Genomic DNA, 24,282 nt, shown 5'->3' on the forward strand with positions numbered 1-24,282 from the left:
CAGGCAGGTCTGCGCGAACCTAGCGCTGGACCACCGGCGGCAACGGCTGCACCGCGCCCTGGTGGGCCGGCGCGGGATTGGCGGGGCGCGCCGCCGGCGGCTTCTTCTGCTGGTTGGGCCGGGCCGGCATGGCCGCGGTCGGCGTGTCGGCTGCGCCGGGCGCTGCGGCAGCCGGCGGCGGCACATCCTCGGCCGGCTCGACAGTGTCGTTCTGGATCTGCTTCTCCATCGCGCGCAGCTTGGCGACGTTCTTCTGATGCGCGTCGTAGGTCTCGGTAAAGGCGTGCCCGCCGCTGCCGTCGGCGACGAAGAAGAGGTCGCGGGTGCGGGCCGGATTGGCGGCGGCTTCCAGCGAGGCGCGCCCGGGGTTGGCGATCGGGCCCGGCGGCAGGCCCTCGATCACGTAGGTGTTGTAGGGCGAGGGCTGCGTGATCTCGCTGCGCTTGATCGGGCGCCCCAGCGTGCCCTTGCCTCCGACGATGCCGTAGATGATCGTCGGATCGGACTGCAGCTTGATCTTCTGCTTCAGGCGGTTGACGAACACCGCGGCAACACGGCTGCGCTCGTCGGGCTTGCCGGTTTCCTTCTCGACGATCGAGGCCAGCGTCACCAGCTGCTCCGGAGTCTTGACGGGAATGTCCTGATTGCGGCGCTCCCAGATCTCGGCCAGCACGCGCTTGTGCGCCTGCTGCATGCGCTGGATCACCTGCTCGCGCGGGGTCCCGCGCGGGAACTTGTAGGTCTCCGGCAGCAGCGTGCCTTCCCGCGGCAGCTCACGGACGCTGCCGGTGAAGATATCGTTGTCGGAGAGCCGCGCCACGATCTGCTCGGAAGTCAGGCCTTCCGGGACGGTCACGGCATGCTGCACCACCTTGCCCTCGACGATGGTGGCGATGACGTCGCGCAAGGAGGCGTTCTTCTGGAACGAATACTCGCCGGGCTTCAGGTCCGAGCTCGCCTTCAGCGCCGCCACGCTAGCGATGAACACCCACGGATTGACGTCGGTCACGCCTTCCCGGTTCAGGGTCTCGGCGATGTCGCGCTTGCCGGCGCGCTGCGGGATGTTGACGATCTTGTCGTCCTTCAGCGGTCCCGGCGCCTCGATCACCTGCCGGCCGTAATAATACACGCCGCCCGCGCCGATCATGGCGATCAGCAGCAGGGTGATGATGGCGTTGCCGACGATCACGAAAGGATTGCGGGCGCGGTCCGACCGCTTCGGCGGCGGCGGGACCTGCTCGGGCTCAAGCGCTGCCCGCGGACTCCGGGGCGAAATGGGCGGCCTTTCACTCATCGATGCAACCTGAATCCTGCCGGTTCAATCGCGGCCTGACAATCGTTTGTCCAGCCAATGCACGCGCCCGCGGGGTATGACTATCGCCGAATACGGCAAAACGGTGGATTCGTTTCAAACGCAAACTAGTGAACCAGCCGCCGGAAGATCACCGACGCGTTGGTACCGCCAAACCCGAAAGAATTCGACAACGCGACGTTGACCTCGCGCTTCTTCGCCGTACGCGGCACGAGATCGATCGCAGTCTCGACCGACGGATTGTCCAGGTTGATGGTCGGCGGCACGACATTATCGCGAATCGCGAGAATGGCGAAGATCGCCTCGATTGCGCCGGCGGCACCGAGCAGATGGCCGGTCGACGATTTGGTCGAGGACATCGCGACCTTGGAGGCGGCGTTGCCGAGCAGGCGCTCGACAGCGCCGAGCTCGATCTCGTCGCCGAGCGGCGTCGAGGTGCCGTGCGCATTGATGTAGTCGAGATCGGATGCCGTGAGGCCGGCGCGCTTGAGAGCGGCCGCCATGCTGCGGAATCCGCCATCACCGTCGGGCGACGGCGAGGTTATGTGATAGGCATCACCCGAAAGACCGTAGCCGATCACTTCGGCATAGATCCTGGCGCCGCGGCGCTGGGCGTGCTCGAGCTCCTCGAGGACGAGGACGCCGGCGCCCTCGCCCATCACGAAGCCGTCGCGGTCCTTGTCGTAGGGACGCGAAGCCTTCTCGGGTGTGTCGTTGAAGCCGGTCGAGAGCGCGCGCGCAGCGTTGAAGCCGGCAATTCCGATGCGGCTGATCGGGGATTCCGCGCCGCCGGCGACCATGACGTCGGCATCGCCCAGCGCAATCAGACGGGCGGCGTCGCCGACCGCATGCGCGCCGGTCGAACAGGCCGTGACCACCGAATGGTTCGGACCCTTGAGACCATGCTTGATCGAGACGTAGCCGGACGCGAGATTGATCAGGCGGCCCGGAATGAAGAACGGCGACACCCGGCGCGGCCCGCGTTCCTTCAGCAGGATCGCGGTCTCGGCGATGCCGCTGAGGCCGCCGATGCCCGACCCGATCATGGTTCCGGTCGCGCATTTGTCCTCTTCGGACTCGGGATGCCAGTTGGCATGGTCGAGCGCCTGGCCCGCAGCCGCCATGCCGAAGATGATGAAGTCGTCGACCTTGCGCTGGTCCTTTGGCTCCATCCAGATATCGGGATTGAAGCTGTCGTTGGTGCCGTCGCCACGCACGACGGTGCACGCGTATTTGGTCTGAAGATCGGAGACATCGAAGCTCTCGATCCTGCGCGCACCACTCTCGCCGTTGAGAATCCGCTTCCAGGTCGGCTCGACGCCACAACCGAGTGGCGACACCATGCCGAGACCCGTGACGACAACCCGCCTCATATCCGAAAACTCCGCATCGAAAGATTCACGGCCAATAACAAGAAACCGGCTGACCGCTGGTCAGCGGCCCGTCCGGTTTCAATGTTGTCCCCGCGAAAATTAAAGAGCCTTAGCTCTTCGCGTTCTTCTCGAGAAACTTCGTGGCGTCGCCGACGGTGAGAATCGTCTCCGCGGCGTCGTCCGGAATCTCGCAACCGAATTCTTCTTCGAACGCCATCACCAGCTCGACGGTGTCCAGACTGTCGGCGCCAAGGTCGTCGATGAAGCTCGCTGCGTCGACAACCTTCTCGGGTTCAACACCAAGGTGTTCGACCACGATCTTCTTAACCCGCTCGCCAATCTCACTCATTGCATAACCTCGTGTTGTTCCCTGTAGACCCGACCCCCCGGGACGATACGAGCCGTCGTGGTCGTTGACTGCCTTCGCTTACGAACTTTGATTTGGCCCCACCTTAACTGATAGAGGCCCGGCGAACGACGGCCAAGGCTCCGCATCGCCAATATACAGGGTTTCAAAAACCTGCAATGGCGTTCTTTGCCCATCCGTTGAAGGTCCGGTTATCATACTTCAACTGCCTTGACTACACGCCTCATTTCGCTCCGGAAACGGCCGTTTGCCGCATCCCGCACCGCCCTCGCGGGCGGTCCGCCGAACGAACGTCAGATCATGGCCATGCCGCCGTTGACATGAATGGTTTGCCCCGTGACGTAGGCTGCTTCGTTCGAACTGAGGTAAACGGCGGCTGCCGCGATGTCCTCGGGCGTGCCCAGGCGGGCGGCCGGAACTTTGCTCAGAATCGTTTCGCGCTGCTTGTCGTTGAGCGCATCGGTCATCGGCGTCTTGATGAAGCCGGGTGCGATGCAGTTCGCGGTTACGCCGCGCTTGGCGTATTCGGCACCGAGCGTCTTGATCATGCCGATCAGACCGGCCTTCGACGCGGTGTAGTTGCCCTGCCCGGGATTGCCGGTGACGCCAACCACCGAGGTGATGGCGATGATGCGGCCGAAGCGCTTGCGCATCATCAGTTTGGTGGCGGCGCGCGCCAGGCGGAAGGTCGAGGTCAGGTTGACGTTGATGACCTCGTCCCAGTCCTCGTCGCGAAGCTGGACGAAGAGATTGTCGCGGGTGATGCCGGCATTGGCGACGAGAATGTCGACCTGACCCATTGCAGCTTCCGCAGCGGGCACCAGCGCCTCGACCTCGTCGGCCTTGGAGAGATTGCAGGGCAGCACATGGGTGCGCTCGCCGAGCTTGCCCGCAAGCTCGTCCAGCACGTCCTTGCGCGTCCCCGAGATCGCGACCGTGGCGCCCTGCGCGTGCAGCGCCTGCGCGATCGCGCCGCCGATGCCGCCAGTCGCGCCGGTGACGAGCGCCTTCTTGCCAGTCAGATCGAACATTCGAAGACTCCTCTAGGCCTGCTTCGCAGCGGCCAATGCATCCTTGGCGGCGGCAATGTCATTCGGTCCGCCGACAGCAACGCCGACGGCGCCGTCCGCAATGCGCTTGACGAGGCCGGTCAGCACCTTGCCGGCACCGATCTCAAAGAAGCGGTTGACGCCCTGCCCCGCCATATAGGCAACCGACTCGCGCCAGCGCACCGTGCCGGTGACTTGCTCGACCAGACGGCGGCGGATCTCGTCGGGATCGGTGATCGCGCTCGCCAGCACGTTCGATACCAGGGGTGCGGCCGGCGGCTTGATTGTGACCTTCGCCAGCGCCTCCGCCATGGCATCGGCGGCGGGCTGCATCAGCTTGCAATGGAACGGCGCGGACACCGGCAGCAGCATCGCGCGCTTGGCGCCCCTGGTCTTGGCGATCTCGACGGCGCGATCGACCGCGGCCTTGTCGCCGGAGACGACCACCTGCCCGCCGCCATTGTCGTTGGCGGCCTGACAGACCTGGCCCTGCGCCGCCTCGCTGGCGACCGCGATGGCAGTCTCGTAGTCGAGGCCGAGCAAGGCGGCCATCGCTCCGGCGCCAACCGGAACGGCCTTCTGCATTGCGAGACCGCGGGTGCGAAGCAGGCGCGCGGCATCTGAAATCGTCAGGCTGCCGGCAGCGGCCAGCGCCGAATATTCTCCGAGCGAGTGACCTGCGACGAAGGCCGCGTCCCGCCCGACGGAAAAACCAGCTTCGGCCTCGAGAACGCGCAGGGTGGCGACGGACACCGCCATCAACGCCGGCTGGGCGTTTTCAGTCAGTTGGAGGGTTTCGGCCGGACCATCCCAGATGACGGCGGTCAGCTTCTCGCCAAGCGCGGCATCGACCTCGTCGAATACGGCGCGCGCCGCCGGAAACGCGTCGGCCAGGGCCTTGCCCATGCCGACCGCCTGGGACCCCTGCCCTGGAAATGTGAATGCTGCCGTCATCGGCGCTCCCTGCTTGTCGGGCGTGATCCCTGCGAGAAACCGGCAACCGATGACGCACGGCCTTAGGCCATGGTTCCGGGTCATGCTCCAAAGGGGGCCGTAGACACTGTCCGGGGCCGGAATGTCAAGCCAAGATAGGAACTTCGCCCCCTATTCAACTGGGGATGCAGCCCCTCAAAATCCACCATTGGCCTGATTGGCATCGACCGCCGCCCCTGACTGCGCACGGCGCACGCTGCTGACCAATTGCCCCGGCCGGTCGTCGCGATTCGGCTTCGTCGTCGCAAGCCGCAGTACCGTCGCGTAGCCCGGCTGCACCTCCATGCGCCCCGCATGTCGGCTCGCGCTGAGCAGGCGATGGACCTTGGGCAGATTGTAGCAGGGCACGTAGAACAGCAGGTGATGCTCGAGGTGATAGTTCACGTAATACGGCGCGATGAACAGACGCTCGATAACATTGGCATGCGTGGTGCGGGTGTTGCGCAGGGGATCGCTGCTATCAGGGACGACAGCGTGCTCGGCGATGTTGCGGATGCGGGTGATGACCATCATCCAGGTCAGGAGCGGCACCAGCCACAGCAGCGGATAGGCCCACCACACGCCGGCCGCCGCAAGCGCTGCGAACATCCCAGCGTTGACGAGGCATTGCGGACCGAGCTTCTCCCGGAAATGTGCGGCGCGCTGGCGCCACGGCCAGTCCTTCGGCCCGAGCGCATTGAGCAGTTGCGCCTTGCGCTGCTGGTAGCCGGTCTGCCCGGTGATGTCGCGGATGAACTTGCGGCGGTAGCTCAGCTTCGTGATCGGAAACGGCGCCGACAGCACGAGATCAGGATCGTCTTCCTGCTGGGTCCGCGCATGATGCTGCAAATGATAGCGCCGATAGGCACGGGTCTCGGCAAAAACCGGATAGGCGCAAAACCACTGGCTCAGCGCCAGATTGGTCTTCTCGTCAGCGGACAAGCAGCCGTGCGCGCCGTCATGCATCAGGATCGCAAGTCCGAGCTGGCGCGAACCGATGACAGCCACGGCGAGAACATAGGTCAGCGGATTGGGCCACCACGCGACCAAAGCGATTGCGCCTAATATCAGCGCCCAGGCGTGCGCTATCAGCGCAACGCCCTTCCAGGTCACTCGCTGGCGCACGTCGGCGAGCTGGCCGTCGGTCAGGAAGTCGCGGGCACGCATGCGAAGCGCGGTCATGGCTTACCCCTCCTCATTCGAATTGCCTGATGCGCCGCGCTCGTCGACGAGACGCAGGCGCGCAATGTCGCCGGCGGTCTTCGCCTGCTCACCCAGCACGCGCAGCATCTCGGCACAGAGCGCCTCGGGCGAACGACCCATGGCGTAGCCTTCGAGAATGATTCCGATGGCGACGGCCCAGAACCGCCGCGAGCTTTCGTCGGGCGCGCGCAGGGAGCGCCAGCCGTTGCGCGCGACCTGGCCCGCATAGGCCCGCGCGCCCTCGCTGTGCAGGCGCTCGATGGTACGCTCGACCAGCGGCGCGAGATCCTGGCGCCGCCGCGTCAGCGCCAGCGCCTCGGCGAAGAAGGCGACCGAATCGCTCGCCGTCACGGTCTCGGCCAACGCGCGCGTGTAGTCCCGCGGCGTATGCGCCTTCAGCGCCGCCTGTTCGGTCGCCCGCGCCAGATACAGCAATTCGCGGCAAGCGCATTCAACGAACAGCGCCTCCTTGGTGCGAAAGTAATAGGTGATCTGGCTCGGAAATGCGTCCACGGCGGCCGCGATATCGGTGATCGCGGTACCGGACAGCCCACGCTCCCGGAACAGCGGGCTCGCCGCGTCCAGCAGCAGCGACCGCATCTTGCGGCCGGCGGAGCGCGTAGCCCGCGCCGCATGCTTGGGGTCGCCAGCCGCCTCAAGCGGTTCATGGACCGGCCTTTTCGCCATTAAGTCCTCCCGTTCGTTTATTTGTATGACGTACAAACAAATAAATCAAGCCGGCGTGGTATTGGAGGACAGGATTGGCCGAGCCGCCAGGGGCGATCTGGACCGAAAAGCCGGCCTGCAACCTTGCAAAGCCGGCCAAAATCCGTATAAGGCGCGCATCCGCAGACCCCGGCCGGGAGCTGAACGGACGGTCTCAGCAAATCATTCGTGATTTTGGTGTGGCAGGGCCAGTCGGCCCGTCGTCCCGTGTTTCCGCCTTCTGAGCTTAATCCCAGAGTCCTTTCCGAAGGCCTCTTAAGGGCTTGACGCCGGGCGATGCGCCAACATGAGGAAAGGACTTCCATGGCTCTCTATGAGCATGTTTTTCTCGCGCGCCAAGACGCGAGCACGCAGCAGGTCGAAGAGCTGACTGCGCAGATGACCAGCATCGTCGAGGGTCTCGGCGGCAAGGTCACCAAGACCGAGAATTGGGGCGTGCGCTCCCTCACCTATCGCATGAACAAGAACCGCAAGGCGCACTTCGTGCTGCTCAACATCGACGCGCCGTCCGCGGCGATCGCCGAGATCGAGCGCCAGGAGCGCATCAGCGAAGACGTGATCCGCTATCTCAGCGTCCGCGTCGAAGAACTCGAAGAAGGCCCGTCCGCGATGATGCGCAAGGCTGATCGCGACCGCGAGCGTGACGACCGCGGCGGCGGCTTCCGTGGCGATCGCGAAGGCGGTGGCTTCCGTGGCGACCGCGAGGGCGGTTTCCGTGGCGGTGATCGCGACGGCGGCTTCCGCGGTGATCGCGGCCCGCGCCGTCCGCGCGACGAAGCTGAAACCACCACGACGGATGCGGAGTAAGATCAATGGCTGAAGCTGGTGCACGCCGTCCGTTTTTCCGTCGTCGCAAGAGCTGCCCGTTCACGGGCGCGAATGCTCCGAAGATCGACTACAAGGACTCCAAGCTCCTGATGCGTTACGTTTCCGAGCGCGGCAAGATCGTGCCGAGCCGCATCACCGCGGTGTCCGCCAAGAAGCAGCGTGAGCTCGCCCGCGCCATCAAGCGCGCGCGGTTCCTGGGCCTGCTGCCCTACGTCATTCGCTAAGACGAATCCGGCCGGCGGCGACATCGCCGCCGGCCGCACTCTTTGATCTCATAAGGCTTCCGGGTCGTCCGGTCGCCGATGGTTGGGGCAAGACGCCTCTAACCGCTCGAAGGGAGCGGGACAGCTGATGATGGCTTTTGGACTGATAGCCCTGATCGCCGGCGCAGCGTCGGCCCTGATGTTCGCCTCGATCGTTTCGGGCGCGCTGATCTCGCTCGTCCTGTTCTATCTCGCGCCATTGCCGCTGATGGTCGCCGCGATCGGCTGGGGACCGCTTTGCGCCAGCGTCGGCGGCATCGCCGCAGCGATCGGCCTCGGCGCTCTGTTCGGCCTGAACTACTGCATCGCCTTTGCCGTCACCGTCGCGCTGCCGGCCTGGTGGCTCGGCCATCTCGTCCTGCTCAGCCGTCCGACGGGACCTGCCACGCCCGCCCCCGCGCCGCCGGTGGAACCCGAGCTCGAATGGTATCCGGTCGGCCGCATCCTGCTGTGGATCGCAGGCTTCGCCACGCTGACCACGATCGCTGCACTGCTCACGCTCGGCACCGACGCCGAGACCATCACCGGCACGCTGCGGCGCGGGTTGATGCGCCTCCTCCGCACCACCGATCCGCAGACATCAGGCGAAGCCAGCCAGTTCGTCGAAGCGATGGTGCGCATCGCCCCGGCCGCCGCCACCATCGTCGCGATGATGACGCTCACGCTCAATCTCTGGCTCAGCGCCAAGATCACGGCGACGTCGGGCCGGCTGCGGCGTCCCTGGCCGGACATGAAGACGGCGGAGCTGCCGCCGATGACGCTGGTCGGGCTATGCGTCGCGCTCGCCTTCTGCTTCACCGGCGGGCTGCTCGCGATCGCCGCGCAGATCACCGCGGCGGCGCTGATGATGGGCTATGCGTTCACCGGCTTTGCCGTTCTGCATACGCTGACGCTGGCACTGAAGAGCCGCACCTTCTGGCTCGGCTCGACCTACGCCGTCGTCGTGGTGTTCGGATGGCCGGTGATCGCGATGGTGATCCTCGGCATGGCGGACGCCGTGTTCGGCTTCCGGGAGCGCTTCCTGCGCAGCCGGCAGCCGCCGCCGCTGCCAACCGCTTGAGCTCAAGTTCGAAAATCCACACTCAACACTTCAACACTCAACACTTCAAAGGAGAACGAATATGGAAGTCATTTTGCTGGAACGCGTGAGCAAGCTCGGCCAGATGGGCGAAGTCGTGAAGGTCCGCGACGGTTATGCCCGCAATTTCCTGCTCAAGCGCGGCAAGGCGCTGCGCGCTACCGCCGACAACAAGGCCAAGTACGAAGGCATGAAGGCCGACCTCGAGGCTCGCAACCTTCAGTCCAAGGGCGAGGCGTCCAAGGTCGCCGAGAAGATCGAGGGCAAGAACATCATCGTGATCCGTCAGGCCTCGGAAGCCGGCCAGCTGTTCGGCTCGGTCAACGTGCGTGACATCGTCGTCGCGTTCGAAGCTGACGGCATTTCGCTGTCCCGCCCGCAGGTCCAGCTCGACGCGCCGATCAAGACCATCGGCAAGCGCTCCATCACTGTTGCCATCCACCCCGAGGTCGAAGTCCAGATCAGCGTCACGGTTGCGCGCAGCCAGGACGAGGCCGAGCGCATCAACCGCGGCGAGGACATCTCGACCCGCAACGAGGACCGCGATGCTGCCGCCGAGGCGATCGCCGCCGCAGGCGAGTTCTTCGATCCGGAAGCCCAGCAGGACGACGAGCCGGCCCCGGCTGCGGAAGAGACCGAGAAGTAAGCCTCGCGTTCATACGCGAAGCGAAGCCCGGCCGCGCTACGCGGCTGGGCTTTTCGTTTTTGTGGCGACGTCCTCGCTCAGCATCGCGATCGAGGCCAGCGCCGTTGCCGTGTGCTTCTCGACGCCGTCGCTGACGCAGAACACGTCGGCGGCGACAACGGAGACCTGGCGGCCCGGCTTGATCACCCTGGCCCGGCAGATCAGCTTCTCGCCGACCGCCGGCGACAACAGATTGAGCTTGTACTCCGCCGTCAGCGCCGGCTGGCCGCGCGAGGTGGCCGCTGCGATCGTCGTGGCGTTGTCGACCAGGAAGGCGGTGACGCCGCCGTGGAAGAAGCCATGCTGCTGGAGCAGCTCCGGCCGGCGATCCACCGCGATCGTGCATTTGCCGCGCGCAAGGTCCGAGAGCTCGGCGCCGACCAAGCTCATGAAACCCTGCCGGCCGACATTGACGTGGATGCGCTCGGCAACGGCTGCGAATTCGGGATCTGCTTCGTCTTGCATGATACCTCTCATCGTTTCGTGATGCGCTCGGGCGGGACCAGCGCGCGGATGGCGCAGGCGATCAGCGTGTCCGCTTCGGCTCGAGGATCGGAGCGATCGCGCCCCGAGAGGAACGCGCGGCAGAAAATCTGCGCCGGCCCGATCAACTGGCTGACGAACATCACCGGCGTCATCGGCAGCAGCTCGCCACCGGCAACCAGCGGCGCGCGCCAACGCTCGATGCCTTCGGCCAGCCGCGCATTCTGCGCGCGCTGGGCATCGCGCACGTCCTCGCCCCATTCGCTGCGCGATATCTCGAAGAGATAGCGCGCCTCGCGCCGGCTCGAGGCGACCCAGTCGAGATGCGCCCGGATCAGGCGATCGATGCCCTGCCCGGCATCAGGCACTGGATCGAGCGCAGCCAGCACCGCTGCGTGATAGTGCCTGAGCACCTCCAGGAAAAGCGCCCCCGCGAGCTCCTTCTTCGATCCGAAGACATGAAAGAAGCTACCGTTGGAGGCGCGCGCCCGGGTGCGGATCGCAGCCACCGTCGCGGCCTCGAAGCCGACGCGGTCGAACACGACCAGCCCGGCCGCCAACAGGTCCTCACGCACGCTCGCCGTCATCGACGCCTCCTAGAGTGATACTCTAGAGTACAACTCTAATCTGGGTCAAGACCAGGCGAAGGCCGCGATGAGCGGCCTTCGCAAGCTCGATTGGAGAATGTGGGTTGGCTTAGCGCGAAATCGGCGGCGCGGGTGGTCCCGACGATTCCGCCGGCGGCGGGGCTGCGGCAGTCGCGGGCGGCGCCGGCTCCTGCGGCTTGGCCACCGGCTCGGGGCTCGCGACAGACGCAGCCGGCTTGGGAGCAGCCTCTTCGGCGGGCTTGGGTTCGGAAGACTTGGGCTCAGAAGACTTGGGCTCAGCCGGCTTCGCGGCGGCCGGCACAGCCGGCGTTACCTGCGGCACCGGATCGGGCCGCAGCGCGGGAGCTTCGCTGCCGCGCGGCTCGACCTTGGCGCTATCAGGCTTGGCCTCAGCGGGCTTCTCGGGCGCCTTGGCACTGTCAGGCCTGGCTTCGTCACGTCCGGGCTCGACCTTCGCGGTCTCGGGCTTAGTCTCCGGCTTGGACTCCGCCTTCGGCTCGCTCTTCTTGTCCTCACTGGCCGGCGCGGCGGCGTCGACCTTCGGAGCCTCCTCGGTCCCGGGCTTGCCGCGGCGCTTGGCCTTGCGGCCTTCGGGCGCGGCCTCGGGCTTCGCGCCGTCCTTCGATCCCTCCTCGGCCGGCCGTGCAGCGCGCTTCTGGCGCGCGCCTTCGGCGGCCGGAGCTGCGCCCTCGCCTTCCGGCTTGGCGGCGTCCTGCGAGCGCTGGCGGCGACCTTGATGCTCAGGCGCCTGCGCGGGATTGGTATTGGCTTCCCTGGCGCCGTCCTTCCTGTCCTTGCCGTCCTTGGCCTGGTAGCGGGTGTCGGTGGCGCCGTTGGAGACGAGGTAGGAGGCCAGCACGCCGGCCATGTCGGAACTGGTGGTGTAATGCTGACGCAGGAAGCCCGGCAGCGACCCTGGCGCCACTGTCTTCAGGAGCCCCCTCGGGCTCTTGTGGCAGGCATTGCAGGTCTGCGCGAAGAGCTGGGATGGGGCCTTGCCGGCCTCGAGGTTCGTCGCCTGCGCGAGAACGGAGTCGGTCGCGCCGAAGCCGATCAGAAGCACTACCGTCGCGAGGCTGAGCGCTCGGCTCGACATTCCCATCATCTCCATTGAATTTACGCGAATGCAGCCGGCATCCGCGCGGCGGCGGTCACCTTTTAGCGGATTGAGCCGCGAATGGAAGCAGCCTCCAAGCGCAAGGATGTGATTAAGCAGTTTTGGAATATCGGCTGTGAGCACAGTGCAATAGCGCGGCGGCTCGCTCGAACCAGGCAAGCCTTGCCCGACGGCGCGGCCTCGCCGGAAAGCGGCACATCGTCGCAAAGCCACGTGCCGCAGCCGCCCGGCTGCGCGCATTCAATGGCGGCTCCGAGCCGACGTGGGAAGGTGAATAAAGTGCTAGTGACGGAGGGTGGACAGCGGAAACGACGCCGGCAGGGCCAGGTGAGCCCGCAACTGCGCAAGCGTTTCAGTGCCTATCGGCTCTCGGCGGATTTCTGGCTGCTCGGCATATTGCATGGCTGCGATCAGACCCGACAGCCAAAGCCGGCTGCCTGCCTCGCTTCGCCAAATCTGGTGCTGCCGTTCTGGCCGCATTGCTTGCCTCGTCTCCGCGGTGGCGGGCCTTTGGGGTAATCCCCTGCCCACCCACCTGTTCCGACCGTACCCCCGAAAGAATCCGGGGAGATGTGATCTGTTTCACACAAGTCTTGTCGGGCCTGGCTTAGACCGTCGCCATGAGCAAGCAGAGCCCAACCTCATTCGACGTGCAGGACGACCTCCGCACCGATTACGCCCTGATCGCCACCGGCGTCGGAGCGGCCCTGGTCGCGCTGGTCTACCTCCTGCTGGTCTGAATCCGAGCCGAGAGCTCCCAGCGCGCGGCACTTCGCGCGCTTATCGATACGTCTGCGCGCCAATCCACCAGGTTCATGTCATCCGGATTTTTCCGCAGTGCGGTCGCGGCGCCTTGCGGGCCGCGCGCGAGTTCCGCGAAAATCCGTCAAGCGTGGTGCGTGCTGCGGCTGCCAATCATCCACCATTTTAATGATCGGTTGATAGCGGCCAGCTTTCACTTCCGCTTCCGCGTCAGTCGGCGCTTTATCCCGGCCCCGCATCCGCCCCAGAAAATTGCTATCGCTCGACCATGGCCCTCACTGATTCGAACGTCCTCAAACTCGCGCCCGAGCCCGGAACTCCCGCCTACCGGAGCGCGCCGCATAATATCGAGGCGGAACAGAGCCTTCTGGGCGCGATCCTGGTCAACAACGATGCCTTCTACCGCGTCTCCGACTTCCTGGAGCCGAAGCATTATTTCGAGCCGCTGCATCAGACCATCTACGAGACCGCCGGCAGCCTGATCCGGATGGGCAAGATCGCCACGCCCGTCACGCTGAAGACGTTCCTCCCCGCCGACACCGATGTCGGCGGCATGACCATCGGGCAATATCTGGCACGGCTCGCGGCCGAAGCGACCACCATCATCAACGCCCAGGACTACGGCCGTACCGTCTACGATCTTGCATTGCGCCGCGACCTGATCGGCATCGGCGAAGACATGGTCAATGTCGCCTATGACGCGCCGGTCGACTTCGCGCCGCGGGCGCAGATCGAGGACGCCGAGCGCCGGCTGTACGAGCTCGCTGAATCCGGCCGCTATGACGGTGGCTTCCAGAAATTCTCGCAGGCGCTGGCGGTTGCCGTCGATCTCGCGGCAAAGGCGTTCCAGCGCGACGGAAAGCTGTCGGGTATTTCAACGGGCCTGCGCGATCTCGACACCAAGATGGGCGGCCTGCAGCACTCCGACCTCATCATCGTCGCGGGACGTCCCGGCATGGGCAAGACGTCGCTGGCGACCAACATCGCCTACAACGTCGCGCAAGCCTATGTGCCGGAGCTCCAGGCCGATGGCACCATGAAGGCCGCCAATGGCGGCGTGATCGGCTTCTTCTCCTGCGAAATGTCCGCCGACCAGCTCGCCACGCGTATCGTGGCCGAACGCACCGGCATTTCCTCCTCCCACATCCGCCGTGGCGGCATCACGGAAGGCGATTTCGAGAAGATCCGCCAGGTTTCGATCGAGCTGCAATCGCTGCCTTTCTATGTCGACGCGACCGGCGGTCTGTCGATCGCGCAGCTGATGGCGCGCGCGCGCCGGCTCAAGCGGCAGAAGGGCCTCGATCTCCTCGTGATCGACTACATCCAGCTGTTGTCGGGCTCGGGCAAGCGGAGCGAAAACCGCGTCCAGGAAATCACGGAGATCACGACCAGCCTGAAAGCGCTGGCCAAGGAACTCAATGTCCCTGTGATCGCGCTGTCGCAGCTCTCGCGTCAGGTGGAATCGCGCGACGACAAGCGGCCGCAGCTCTCCGACTTGCGTGAATCGGGCTCGATCGAGCAGGACGCCGACGTCGTGCTGTTCGTTTACCGCGAGGAATATTACCTCGCCATGAAGGAGCCGCGCCCGGGCACGCCTGAACACGAGAAGTGGCAGCTTGACATGAGTCTTGCGCACGGAAAGGCCGAAGTCATCATCGGCAAGCAGCGCCACGGCCCGACCGGCACCGTCGATCTGGCCTTCGAAGCCTCGGTCACGCGGTTCGGCGACCTCGCGTCTGACGCTCAATTGCCGGATCGTAGCGGCAACGACTACTGAGTTCCTTGAACCAAGCCTGCCTCTTGCGTAAAACGGCGCCATGACAATGGCGTCCGACCCGAAAATGATCCCGCAATCTGGCCTCCTCTCCGCGGAGGCCAGTCAGGCCGCCGCGCTCGCTGCCTATGGCGGCGTACTCACCGTCGATCTCGACGCCATCATCGCCAACTGGCGCAAGCTCGAGAAGACGGCAGTACCGGCCGAATGCTCGGCGGTGATAAAGGCCGACGCCTATGGCTGCGGCGCCGAGCAGGTCTCGCGGGCCCTGAGCAAGGCCGGCTGCAAGACCTTCTTCGTCGCCACCATCGAGGAAGCGCGCAAGGTACGCGGGGCCGTGCCGGAAGCCGCGATCTACGTGCTCGGAGGCTATTTTCAGAACACCGGCGAGCACTACGCCAGCATCAATTGCCGGCCGGTGATCGGCGATCTCAACGAACTCGCCGAATGGGACGTGTTCTGCCGCCGCACCGGCTGGACCGGGGGCGCCGCCATCCACATCGACACAGGCATGAACCGGCTGGGGCTGACGCTTGCCGAGGCGCAGGCGATCATTCCCCGCATCAATGCCGGCGACCACGGCATCACGCTGGTCATGAGCCATCTGGTTTCGGCCGAACAGCTCAACAATCCCGTCAATGCAAAGCAGCTCGCTTCCTTCCGCGGCATCGCCAGCGAATTCTCCGGCGTGCCGGCAGCGCTTGCCAATTCGTCAGGCATTTTCCTCGGCGCCCCGTTCCAGTTCGACCTGGTGCGGCCCGGCGCGGCGCTCTACGGCGTCAATCCGACGCCGGAGGCTGACAACCCGATGCAGCCGGTCGTGGACCTCAAGGCGCGCATCGTGCAGATCCGCAACGTCGAGCGCGGCGAGACCGTCGGCTATGGCGGCACCTGGACAGCACGCAGGCCAACGAAGCTCGCGATCATCGCGGTCGGCTATGCCGACGGATATTTCCGCGCCGCCAGCTCCAATGACGGCACCCGCGGCGCCGAGGTGATCGTCGCGGGCAAGCGCTGCCCGGTCGCGGGCCGCGTGTCCATGGATCTGATCGCGATCGACATCACCGACCTGCCGCCCAATGCGGCGCGGCGCGGCCATTTGGTGACGCTGATCGGCGAAGGCATCACCGTCGACGAGCTCGCGCATCATTTCGGCACCATCGGCTACGAGGTGCTGACCAGCCTCGGCCACCGCTACGCCCGCGTCTACAAGGGCGGCAACGTGGTGGAGCCGCTGACGAAGCCGGCACCCGCGCAAGCCGCCGAGCAGCCCCCTGCCCCGCCGCCGATCGAGCAGCCCGCGAACCCGCCGCTGCCGTCCTGACGGAAACGCGCTACGCGCGTCTGGGACCCGCGACTTACTTCTTCTTCCGGCCGTCGAGCGCCGTCTTGCACGATTCGCTGAGCTGGTCGCGCTTGGCGTCGAGGCAGGCGATGATCTTGCCGCCGCCCGGCGCGATGCCGGCGCAGAATTTGTCATAGTCCGCCTTGCACGCACCGCGCGGATCGGACGATTGTGCCGAAGCCGCTCCGGAGATTGCGACAACGACGACGAAAGCAGCAAAGTTCAACTTGGACATTGTATCTCCGGTGAAGGAAGGCAGAAGCGTCAGCTCTACATGAAGATTGCGACATTCAACATCAACAACATCAATCGCCGCCTGCCCAATCTGTTGGCATGGATGCGCGCGGCAAAGCCCGATGTCGTCGCGCTTCAGGAATTGAAGGCAAGTGATGGCGAATTTCCGGCGGCCGCGATCGAAAAGGCCGGCTATGGCGCGGTCTGGTGTGGACAGAAGACCTGGAACGGCGTCGCCATCCTCGCCCGCAATGCGGAGCCTGTGCTGACTCGCGATCGCCTGCCCGGAAAGCCTGACGATCACGAGGCGCGCTACATCGAGGCCGCGGTGCGCGGCGTCATCGTCACCAGCCTCTATCTGCCGAACGGCAATCCGCAGCCAGGTCCGAAATTCGACTACAAGCTCGACTGGTTCGCGCGCCTCAGGCGCCACGCCAGGACCTTCATCAGGCAGGACCTGCCCGTCGTGCTCGCCGGCGACTACAACGTCGCGCCCGATACGATCGACATCTATCCGACCCGCTCATGGGACAAGGATGCCCTGATCCAGCCGAAGAGCCGCGCGGCGTTTGCATCACTGGTACAACAAGGCTGGTGCGATGCGATCCGCGAGCTGAATCCGGAGAAACGCATCTACACGTTCTGGGACTACAAGCGGAACCGCTGGCCGCGTGATGCGGGCCTGCGGCTCGACCATCTCCTGCTCAGCCCTGCCCTCGTCTCACGGCTGGCGAAAGCCGGAGTCGACAAGAAGGTTCGCGGCGAGGATGGCGCCAGCGATCACGCGCCGGCATGGGTGATGCTGAAGCAACGTTGATGCGCAGGGCTCGCCGCTGCTGCCAATATGCTGTCAGCAGCGCAACCCGGTCACGAAGCCTGGTTCCCGGACAGCCGCCTGGCGTTCGCGGCCACATGCTCGCGATAGCGCCGGACGATTGTCCCCGGCGTTGCCCCGGCAAGCAGGCTCGCGGCCGCTTCGAAAGCTGCTGCGATCTTCTCGCTGACCATCAGCGCGGCTTCCTGTCCGGCCGCCTCGCCGCCATGGCTGAGCTTCTCGCAGCGCAGCCGCACCACTTCGCTGGCTTCGACCGCGAGCATCACACCGGCGTACCAGGGAAAGCCGTTGTCGGAACCGCTGAGCACCGCGTGGCGGTCGAGCGCGGAGAAGGAAGGGTGATCGGGCATCTCGGACCTCAAATTCTTTGGGCGGACGCTCCGATCAATATGCTTCAAACTTGAAGGATCAGGCCGGGGAACCGGTCGGATTGGGCTCGCCTCCGAGATCGGCCGTTAACCAAGGCCCTTGACGCGCCGGCTCTGGTTATCTTACTGGTCTGACCACGATCAGACCAAAAGAGACCGGGATGGAGCTCAAGCGAGCCGCTGAGGGCGAAAAAGGGTTCGAGAAGGTGTTCGCCTTCCTGCGCGAGCGCCTGCTTGCAGGCTCGCTGAAGCCGGGCGACCGCCTGATCTCCGAGCGCGAGCTGGCAACCCTCCTCGGCGTCAGCCGGCCGATCGTCCGCGAGGCGCTTCGCGCCCTCACCGTGCTCGGCATCGTCGAGATCCGCGACCGCATCGGTACCGTGGTGACGCGGCCGGACGTCTCGGTGCTGAACGACTTCTTCACCTTCGCCCTCGCCCAGCAGGCGGACATGCTCGACGACGTCATGCAGGCGCGCGTCGCGATCGAATGCCAGGCGATCCGCCTCGCCTGCGAGCGCGCCAACATTGCCGATTTCGAACGCCTACAGCGCGCACTGGCGAAGATCGGGGACACCATCGACGAGGCCGATGCCGGCGGCATGGCTGACTTCGAATTTCATCGCGCCATCGTCGTGGCCTCGCATTCGGAGACGTTGACGGTCTTGCACGGCTCGCTGGCGGGTCTGCTGACGCACTCGCATCGCAGCCGCCGCGAGTTGGTACAGGCCTTTCCATCGATGAAGACGTACCTCATCGACGACCACCGGCGCATCTTCGACGCGATCATCGCGCGCGACCCCGAGCGCGCCGACGCGACGCTGCGCAAGCATTTTGCCATCGGCGACGAATACCGCAGGCGCGCCGTCGTCGGCGACATCGACAAGACCAGCGCCTCGCGCTGATCGCGGACTAACCAAGAAACGGACGAGTGACATGGGACGGAACGACAAGGGCAGCGTCGGCTTCATCGGCATCGGCACAATGGGCCTGGAGATGGTGCGTAACCTTCTGAAGGCCGGGCACGCGGTGCACGCGTTCGATCTCAACGAGGCCGCCGTAACCGATATCGTCAAGGACGGCGCGACCCGCGCCAAGAACCCGGCCGATGCCGCGCAAGGCGCCGACATCGTCATCACCATGCTGCCCGACACGCCCCATGTCGAAGCGACCGTTTACGGCGAGCACGGACTGCTGAAGTCGCCGCCATCCGGCAAGCTCATTGTCGACATGAGCACGATCTCGCCGGTCGCGGTCCGCCGCATCCATGGCGATCTGCAAAAAATCGGCGTCAGCTTCATCGACGCGCCGGTCTCGGGTGGCCCGGTGGGCGCCAAGAAGGCCGCACTCTCGATCATGGCCGGCGGCGATGCGAACGCGTTCGCGCAGGCCGAGCCGTTCTTCCGCGCTATGGGCACCACCATCACGCATGTCGGCGCTTCCGGCGCGGGGCAAACGGTGAAGCTCTGCAACCAACTGATCTGCGGCATCAACATCCAGGCCATCTGCGAGGCGCTCGCTCTTGGTCGCGCTTCGGGCCTCGATCTCGATCTGCTGCGCCGGGTGCTGCTCGGTGGCTCCGCTGCCTCCTGGATGCTCGACAAGCTCGGCCCCGCGATGATCGCGGGCGACGTCTCCGCCGGCTTCCGGATCGATCTGCAGCTCAAGGACCTCCGCCTGGTGCAGGAGCAGGCCCAGGCGCTGAGCGTGCCGCTGCCGGGCACGGCGCTCGTCACGAGTCAGTATGTGGACGCGCGTGCGCATGGCGAAGGCAGCAACGGCAACCAGGCGCTGTTCCGCGTCTACGACCGCATGACCAACCAGACCACCGGCTGAACCCGACACAATGAGCCTCCAACTCGACTTTCCCGCAGTGCTGGAGCGTTGGCCGAGTTTTCTCGGCGGCGCGGCGCTGACGCTGGAGTTGGCGGCTTTTGCGACGGTGCTCGGCGCCCTGTTCGGCACGCTCGCCGCCGTCGGCCGCGGCTCGCACAGCGCGCTGATCGCGGGCGCCTGCAAAGTCTACGTCGAGTCGATCCGCAACACGCCGCTGCTGGTGCAGATCTTCCTGGTCTATTTCGGCCTCGCCAGCCTGGGGCTGAAACTCTCGGCCTTCACCGTGGCGGTGGCCGCGCTGACCATCAATGTCGGCGCCTACACCGCCGAGATCATGCGCGCCGGCTTCGAGGCGATCCCACGCGGACAGATCGAGGCCGCCGAAGGGCTGGCGCTGTCACGCCTGCAGATCTACTGGCACATCATCCTGTTGCCGGCGGTCGAGAAGGTCTATCCGGCGCTAACGAGCCAGTTCGTGCTGTTGATGCTGGCCTCCTCGGTCTGCTCGCAGATCTCGGCCGAGGAACTCACGGCGGTCGCCAACTACATTCAGTCGGACACCTACCGCGCGTTCGAGACCTACATCATCGTCGCCGTGCTCTACATCATCCTGTCGCTGGTGATGCGCGCCGGCTTCTGGGGCCTCGGCCTCGTGCTGTTCCCGCGCCGTCGCCGGCTCGGCACACCGTTGTGAGATGACCATGGGCGGACATCTCAACATCAATCATCTGATGTTCCTCGGCCAGGGCGCGCTGTGGACCATTGGTCTATCCGTGATCGCGCTGATCGGGGGCGGCATCGTGGGCTTCGTGATCGCGCTGGCGCGCATCTCGCCGCTCAAATCGGTGCGCATCGCCAGCGCTGTCTATGTCCAGCTCATCCAGGGCACGCCGCTTCTGGTCATCCTGTTTCTCGGCTATTTCGGCCTCGCCGCGATCGGCCTCAAGGTCTCCTCGCTCACGGCCGCCGGCGCTTCGCTCACGCTCTATGTCGCCGCCTATCTCGGCGAGATCTGGCGCGGCTGCATTCAGTCGGTGCCGAAGCCGCAATGGGAGGCCGCCGAAGGCCTCGCGCTCAGCCGGACCCAGCGCATGATGAAGGTGATCCTGCCGCAGGCGATCCGCATCGCGACGCCGCCCACCGTCGGCTTCATGGTGCAGATCATCAAGAACACCTCGCTCGCCTCCGTAGTCGGCTTCGTCGAGTTGATGCGCTCGGGCCAGATCGTCAACAACTCGCTGTTCGAGCCGTTCGTCATTTACGCCATCATCGCCGCTACCTATTTCGCCATGTGCTATCCCCTGTCGCTGTTCAGCCAGAAGCTGGAACGGCGGATGGGGCGTGGCAGATCCACCCTCTCGCCAGCCTGACATGAAGCAAAACCCGCCCTCCTCCGAACCGATCGTGTCGCTTCGCGACGTGCAGAAGAGCTTTGGTCCGCTCCTTGTGCTCGACGGCGTCTCCTTTGCCGTCGATCGCGGCGAGGTGCTGGCGCTGATCGGCCGCTCCGGCTCCGGCAAGAGCACGGCCCTGCGCTGCATCGACCGCTTCGAGAAAGTCGACGGCGGCGAGATCGTCGTGTGCGGGCACCGCGTTGACCGCCCGGATGTCAACCTGCGCGCGCTGCGCCAAGACGTCGGCATCGTGTTCCAGAGCTACAATCTGTTTCCGCATCTCACGATCGAGCAGAACATCACGCTGGCGCCCCGTGCCGTGAAGGGCATGACGACGTCGCAGGCCAAGGATCTCGCGCGAAACGTGCTGGCGCAGGTCGGGCTCGAAGAGAAGCTGCACGCCTATCCGGAGCAGCTTTCCGGCGGCCAGCAGCAGCGCGCCGCGATCGCCCGCTCGCTCGCGATGCAGCCGAAGGTCATGCTGTTTGACGAGGTCACGTCCGCACTCGATCCGGAACTCACCGGCGAAGTGCTCAAGGTGATCGAGCAGCTGGCGGCTGACGGCATGACCATGGTGATGGTGACCCACGAGATGGGCTTTGCCAAGGGCATCGCCGACCGGATCGTCTTCATGCATCGCGGCAAGGTTCACGAGACCGGACCTGCCTCGATCCTGACGTCGCCGACGACCCCCGAACTCACACAATTTGTGGGTACGGGAAACTTAAAATCATAACAGGGAGAGGAACTAGGGATGACCAACACAACATTGCTGGGGGCTGCCGCCGCGCTGTGCAGCCTCGTCATGATGACGGCGACGCCGGCATCGGCCGATTTGCTCGACGACATCACGCAGGCGAAGAAGATCCGCATTTCGACGGATGTCGCCATCCCGCCCTCGGGCATGATGGACTCCAGCATGAAGCCGACCGGCTCCGACGTCGAAGTGGCGCAGCTGCTAGCCAAGGACTGGGGGCTCGAGCTCGAGTTCATCCAGACCACCGGCGCAACCCGTATCCCGAACGTCCTGACCGGCAAGGCCGACATCATCATCTCGACGCTGTCAGTGACGCCCGACCGCGCCAAGGTGATCGATTTCACCAAGCGTTATGCGACGCTGCAATCCGACGTCGGCTGCCTGAAATCATCGACGGTCAAGGACTGGCCCGACCTCAAGGACAAGTCGATCGGCGTCTCCCGCGGCACCACGCAGGACACGACCCTGTCCAACATGAAGGACAAGGACCTCAAGATCTCCCGTTACGACGACGACGCCACCATGGTGACGGCGGCGGTGTCCGGTCAGGTCGACTGCGTCGCCTCGTCCGCGACGATCATCAACCAGATCGGCGTGAAGAACCCCTCACGCGTGTTCGAGTCCCGGATACCGCTGGCGACCTTCGACCTTGCCATCGGCCTGAAGAAGGGCGAGCAGCGCCTGATGGACAAGCTCAACGCCTGGATCACCGAGAACATCAAGAACGGCAAGCTCAACACGATCTACAAGAAATTCCACGGCGTCGAGCTGCCGCCGGACATGCGCAGCTGAACAGAAGAACGCCGTGACAGTCGCACGCGACTGTCACGGCTATGGCAAAATCAAGAAGGACATCACATGCGTCTCGTCATCGGATCCGACCACGCCGGCTGGCCGCTCAAGCAGACCGTCATCGACCACATCCGCAGCCTCGGCCATGACGTCGTCGACGTCGGCTCCTATGACGACAAGCCGGTGGACTTCCCCGACATCGCACGCGCCGTGGCGCAGAAGGTGACCTCGGGTGAAGCCGCACGCGGCATCATGGTCTGCGGCACCGGCGTCGGTGCCTCGATCGCCGCCAACAAGATGAAGGGCATCCGCGCCGCGGTCTGCCACGACATCCATTCCGCCCATCAGTGCGTCGAACATGACGATGTCAACGTGATGTGCATCGGCGCACAGATCGTCGGCGCGTGGCTTGCCGTCGATCTCGTCTCCTCCTATCTCTCGGCGGAATTTTCGACGGATGAGGATTTCCGCCGCCGCGTCGAGAAGCTGCGCGTCATGGACGAACAGGGCTGACGGACTGCAAAGTCGTAGCTCGGACGGAGCGCAGTGCAATCCGGGCTACAAGATATCGCGTTGCCCGACGGGCAAAACACGCCCCCCCTAGGTCGACATCGGTCGTCGAAAATATTCCACTTTACCGAATTTCGGAAAAAGCGTATCTGTCGCCTCAACCCGGCCCAAGGAAGAGGGGCGTATCGCGATCGTCACGAACGCGGGCCGGACGGCGGTGGACGTGGGCCACACTGGTGCGACGGTGATCGCAGGGCGGGAAACCGTGAGCGGAACACCTCGCGCACACGATCGGTGCGATCTGCGTACGGCAAAATCGTGTGGTCCTGGCGCCCGCAGGCTGGCGTCAAGCGTTGTGGTGATGTGGCGGCCCGACCGGGCGCGTGCATCAGCCATCCGCAAGGCGACGGGGGCAATAGTGCATCGCTCCCCGGGGAGAGCACGACATAAGCCGTCAAACCACTGCGCAGGGAAGGCCGGGATGTCCTGGCTACACCTGTATGCCGCTGTGCAGTTTTCTCACCACAACTTCGCACAGTGGACCGCGGGTGCCAGCCGGTGCCCGGCCTTCCCTGCGCCCTCTTTCATTGGGGGCAACGCGACGAAGCAAAGCTCGGGCGAACACGCCGCGAGGATGGACAGCCATGTCTATCGATGAACAACAATCTCGTGCCCCGGACGCTGCACAGCGCCACTTCAGCGGCGCGCTCCAGAGCCGGGGCCCATGCGTCGGCGATCCGTGTGGCTTGCTGGGTCCCGGCTCTGCGGAGGCGTCACCGCGTGCCGCACCGCGTCCGGGACACGGAAGGAACCAGTGCCGCCATTCCCGCCTGCCCCCTCCTCCGGCTAGACTGCTCCGATTCCCGGAGTCCTGCTCTTGGCCTTTCTCTTCGTCCTCATCGTCGGCCTGCTCGCCGGTACCATCTCAGGCATCGTCGGCACGGGATCGTCGATCATGCTGATGCCGGTGCTGGTCTATGCCTATGGGCCGAAGGAGGCCGTGCCGATCATGGCGGTCGCCTCCGTGATGGCGAATTTTTCACGCATCCTGGCCTGGTGGCGCGAGGTCGATTGGCGGGCCTGCGCCGCCTATTCGGTGACAGGCATTCCAGCGGCTGCGCTCGGCGCACGCACGCTGCTGGCGCTGCCGTCGCATGCCGTGGACCTCGCGATCGGCATCTTCCTGATCGCGATGGTGCCGGTGCGGCACTGGCTGGCGCGGCACGATCTGAAGGCCAACCTCTGGCATCTTGCGATCGGCGGCGCCATCATCGGTTATCTCACCGGCATCGTGGTCTCGACCGGCCCGCTCAGCGTGCCGCTGTTCCTGTTCTACGGACTCAGCAAGGGCGCTTTCCTCGCCACCGAAGCCGCCTCTTCGCTCGGCCTCTACTTCGCGAAATCCGTGACGTTCGAGCGTTTCGGCGCGCTGACCGGCGACGTCTTCGTCAAGGGCCTGGTCGCAGGCTCCTCCTTGATGTCAGGCGCCTTCATCGCCAAACGCTTCGTGCTGCATCTGAAGCCAGAGATGTTCCGCCTGGTGATGGACGCGATCATGATCGCTGCCGGGCTGTCGATGCTCTGGAATGCGGCGCAGACGTAATCGCGGCGCAC

28 protein-coding genes are annotated in these 24,282 nt (G+C 65.1%); 16 read left to right on the forward strand and 12 right to left on the reverse strand.

Going from position 1 to position 24,282, the window contains the following annotated elements; all coding sequences use genetic code 11:
• Positions 1 to 19: 19 nt before the first annotated feature.
• From mltG to WHZ77_RS19420, 7 genes are all read right to left on the reverse strand, one after another.
• Positions 20 to 1,294 (reverse strand): endolytic transglycosylase MltG, encoded by a 1,275-nt coding sequence (mltG, locus tag WHZ77_RS19390; RefSeq protein ID WP_375309399.1) that lies wholly within the window; start codon positions 1,292 to 1,294, stop codon positions 20 to 22.
• Positions 1,295 to 1,419: 125 nt separating this feature from the next.
• A complete protein-coding gene (gene fabF / locus WHZ77_RS19395) occupies positions 1,420 to 2,685 on the reverse strand; it encodes a beta-ketoacyl-ACP synthase II (RefSeq protein WP_375309400.1) in 1,266 nt (421 codons plus the stop codon).
• Positions 2,686 to 2,794: 109 nt separating this feature from the next.
• Positions 2,795 to 3,034 carry an acyl carrier protein gene (locus WHZ77_RS19400; RefSeq protein WP_006020277.1) on the reverse strand — a complete coding sequence of 80 codons (240 nt, stop codon included), beginning with the start codon at positions 3,032 to 3,034 and terminating at the stop codon, positions 2,795 to 2,797.
• A gap of 311 nt (positions 3,035 to 3,345) precedes the next feature.
• Positions 3,346 to 4,083 carry a 3-oxoacyl-[acyl-carrier-protein] reductase gene (gene fabG, locus WHZ77_RS19405; protein WP_015686653.1) on the reverse strand — a complete coding sequence of 246 codons (738 nt, stop codon included), beginning with the start codon at positions 4,081 to 4,083 and terminating at the stop codon, positions 3,346 to 3,348.
• 12 nt (positions 4,084 to 4,095) lie between these two features.
• Entirely contained in the window at positions 4,096 to 5,055 is a 960-nt protein-coding gene (gene fabD, locus WHZ77_RS19410; RefSeq protein ID WP_375309401.1) for an ACP S-malonyltransferase, read from the reverse strand.
• Positions 5,056 to 5,229: 174 nt separating this feature from the next.
• Positions 5,230 to 6,255, reverse strand: a complete 1,026-nt coding sequence (locus WHZ77_RS19415; protein ID WP_375309402.1) for a fatty acid desaturase family protein — start codon at positions 6,253 to 6,255, stop codon at positions 5,230 to 5,232.
• Between the two features lie 3 nt (positions 6,256 to 6,258).
• The gene (locus WHZ77_RS19420; protein WP_375309403.1) at positions 6,259 to 6,963 is read right to left on the reverse strand and encodes a TetR/AcrR family transcriptional regulator C-terminal domain-containing protein; all 705 of its coding nucleotides are present in this window, start codon (positions 6,961 to 6,963) and stop codon (positions 6,259 to 6,261) included.
• A 342-nt stretch (positions 6,964 to 7,305) separates the two neighbouring features.
• Between WHZ77_RS19420 and rpsF the strand changes: the two genes are divergently transcribed.
• From rpsF to rplI, 4 genes are all read left to right on the forward strand, one after another.
• Positions 7,306 to 7,809 carry a 30S ribosomal protein S6 gene (gene rpsF / locus WHZ77_RS19425; RefSeq protein ID WP_375309404.1) on the forward strand — a complete coding sequence of 168 codons (504 nt, stop codon included), beginning with the start codon at positions 7,306 to 7,308 and terminating at the stop codon, positions 7,807 to 7,809.
• 5 nt (positions 7,810 to 7,814) lie between these two features.
• The gene (gene rpsR / locus WHZ77_RS19430) at positions 7,815 to 8,054 is read left to right on the forward strand and encodes a 30S ribosomal protein S18 (protein ID WP_007592020.1); all 240 of its coding nucleotides are present in this window, start codon (positions 7,815 to 7,817) and stop codon (positions 8,052 to 8,054) included.
• A 127-nt stretch (positions 8,055 to 8,181) separates the two neighbouring features.
• Positions 8,182 to 9,153, forward strand: a complete 972-nt coding sequence (locus tag WHZ77_RS19435; RefSeq protein ID WP_375309405.1) for a DUF2232 domain-containing protein — start codon at positions 8,182 to 8,184, stop codon at positions 9,151 to 9,153.
• 61 nt (positions 9,154 to 9,214) lie between these two features.
• A complete protein-coding gene (gene rplI, locus WHZ77_RS19440) occupies positions 9,215 to 9,817 on the forward strand; it encodes a 50S ribosomal protein L9 (protein ID WP_015686659.1) in 603 nt (200 codons plus the stop codon).
• A gap of 36 nt (positions 9,818 to 9,853) precedes the next feature.
• On the opposite strand, the gene WHZ77_RS19445 is transcribed toward rplI, so the two are convergent.
• From WHZ77_RS19445 to WHZ77_RS19455, 3 genes are all read right to left on the reverse strand, one after another.
• A complete protein-coding gene (locus WHZ77_RS19445) occupies positions 9,854 to 10,321 on the reverse strand; it encodes a PaaI family thioesterase (protein ID WP_375309406.1) in 468 nt (155 codons plus the stop codon).
• A gap of 8 nt (positions 10,322 to 10,329) precedes the next feature.
• Positions 10,330 to 10,926, reverse strand: coding sequence for a TetR/AcrR family transcriptional regulator (locus tag WHZ77_RS19450; RefSeq protein ID WP_143844755.1), 597 nt, complete (start codon positions 10,924 to 10,926; stop codon positions 10,330 to 10,332).
• A gap of 109 nt (positions 10,927 to 11,035) precedes the next feature.
• Positions 11,036 to 12,043, reverse strand: coding sequence for a hypothetical protein (locus WHZ77_RS19455; protein WP_375309407.1), 1,008 nt, complete (start codon positions 12,041 to 12,043; stop codon positions 11,036 to 11,038).
• Between the two features lie 81 nt (positions 12,044 to 12,124).
• Here WHZ77_RS19455 and WHZ77_RS19460 point away from each other — a divergent pair, with 81 nt between their 5' ends.
• The 3 genes from WHZ77_RS19460 to alr all read left to right on the forward strand — a co-directional run bounded on the left by WHZ77_RS19460 (position 12,125) and on the right by alr (position 15,924).
• A complete protein-coding gene (locus tag WHZ77_RS19460) occupies positions 12,125 to 12,583 on the forward strand; it encodes a hypothetical protein (protein ID WP_375309408.1) in 459 nt (152 codons plus the stop codon).
• Positions 12,584 to 13,094: 511 nt separating this feature from the next.
• On the forward strand, positions 13,095 to 14,603 hold the full coding sequence (locus WHZ77_RS19465; protein WP_375309409.1) for a replicative DNA helicase: 1,509 nt from the start codon (positions 13,095 to 13,097) through the stop codon (positions 14,601 to 14,603).
• Positions 14,604 to 14,649: 46 nt separating this feature from the next.
• On the forward strand, positions 14,650 to 15,924 hold the full coding sequence (gene alr / locus WHZ77_RS19470) for an alanine racemase (RefSeq protein WP_375314768.1): 1,275 nt from the start codon (positions 14,650 to 14,652) through the stop codon (positions 15,922 to 15,924).
• A 34-nt stretch (positions 15,925 to 15,958) separates the two neighbouring features.
• Here alr and WHZ77_RS19475 read toward each other — a convergent pair whose 3' ends face one another.
• Positions 15,959 to 16,180: a cysteine rich repeat-containing protein gene (locus WHZ77_RS19475; RefSeq protein ID WP_375309410.1), complete on the reverse strand. Its 222-nt coding sequence runs from the start codon at positions 16,178 to 16,180 to the stop codon at positions 15,959 to 15,961.
• A 39-nt stretch (positions 16,181 to 16,219) separates the two neighbouring features.
• On the opposite strand from WHZ77_RS19475, the gene WHZ77_RS19480 reads away from it, so the two are divergent.
• Positions 16,220 to 16,996, forward strand: a complete 777-nt coding sequence (locus WHZ77_RS19480) for an exodeoxyribonuclease III (RefSeq protein WP_375309411.1) — start codon at positions 16,220 to 16,222, stop codon at positions 16,994 to 16,996.
• A gap of 50 nt (positions 16,997 to 17,046) precedes the next feature.
• Here the strand turns inward: WHZ77_RS19480 and WHZ77_RS19485 are convergent, their stop codons facing one another.
• Complete coding sequence (locus WHZ77_RS19485) at positions 17,047 to 17,364, reverse strand: hypothetical protein (RefSeq protein WP_375309412.1); 318 nt, start codon at positions 17,362 to 17,364, stop codon at positions 17,047 to 17,049.
• Positions 17,365 to 17,543: 179 nt separating this feature from the next.
• Between WHZ77_RS19485 and WHZ77_RS19490 the strand changes: the two genes are divergently transcribed.
• From WHZ77_RS19490 to WHZ77_RS19525, 8 genes are all read left to right on the forward strand, one after another.
• Complete coding sequence (locus tag WHZ77_RS19490; protein WP_015686670.1) at positions 17,544 to 18,284, forward strand: FadR/GntR family transcriptional regulator; 741 nt, start codon at positions 17,544 to 17,546, stop codon at positions 18,282 to 18,284.
• Between the two features lie 31 nt (positions 18,285 to 18,315).
• A complete protein-coding gene (locus WHZ77_RS19495) occupies positions 18,316 to 19,215 on the forward strand; it encodes an NAD(P)-dependent oxidoreductase (RefSeq protein WP_375309413.1) in 900 nt (299 codons plus the stop codon).
• Positions 19,216 to 19,225: 10 nt separating this feature from the next.
• A complete protein-coding gene (locus WHZ77_RS19500; protein WP_375309414.1) occupies positions 19,226 to 19,909 on the forward strand; it encodes an amino acid ABC transporter permease in 684 nt (227 codons plus the stop codon).
• A 7-nt stretch (positions 19,910 to 19,916) separates the two neighbouring features.
• The gene (locus WHZ77_RS19505; RefSeq protein WP_375309415.1) at positions 19,917 to 20,585 is read left to right on the forward strand and encodes an amino acid ABC transporter permease; all 669 of its coding nucleotides are present in this window, start codon (positions 19,917 to 19,919) and stop codon (positions 20,583 to 20,585) included.
• A gap of 1 nt (position 20,586) precedes the next feature.
• Complete coding sequence (locus WHZ77_RS19510) at positions 20,587 to 21,345, forward strand: amino acid ABC transporter ATP-binding protein (protein WP_375309416.1); 759 nt, start codon at positions 20,587 to 20,589, stop codon at positions 21,343 to 21,345.
• 18 nt (positions 21,346 to 21,363) lie between these two features.
• The gene (locus WHZ77_RS19515) at positions 21,364 to 22,158 is read left to right on the forward strand and encodes a transporter substrate-binding domain-containing protein (protein ID WP_375309417.1); all 795 of its coding nucleotides are present in this window, start codon (positions 21,364 to 21,366) and stop codon (positions 22,156 to 22,158) included.
• 66 nt (positions 22,159 to 22,224) lie between these two features.
• Positions 22,225 to 22,671, forward strand: coding sequence for a ribose 5-phosphate isomerase B (gene rpiB, locus WHZ77_RS19520; RefSeq protein WP_143844745.1), 447 nt, complete (start codon positions 22,225 to 22,227; stop codon positions 22,669 to 22,671).
• A gap of 874 nt (positions 22,672 to 23,545) precedes the next feature.
• A complete protein-coding gene (locus WHZ77_RS19525) occupies positions 23,546 to 24,271 on the forward strand; it encodes a sulfite exporter TauE/SafE family protein (protein WP_375309418.1) in 726 nt (241 codons plus the stop codon).
• Positions 24,272 to 24,282: the final 11 nt, after the last annotated feature.

The sequence above is a fragment of the Bradyrhizobium sp. A5 genome, assembly GCF_042076515.1.
Taxonomy (GTDB): domain Bacteria; phylum Pseudomonadota; class Alphaproteobacteria; order Rhizobiales; family Xanthobacteraceae; genus Bradyrhizobium; species Bradyrhizobium cosmicum.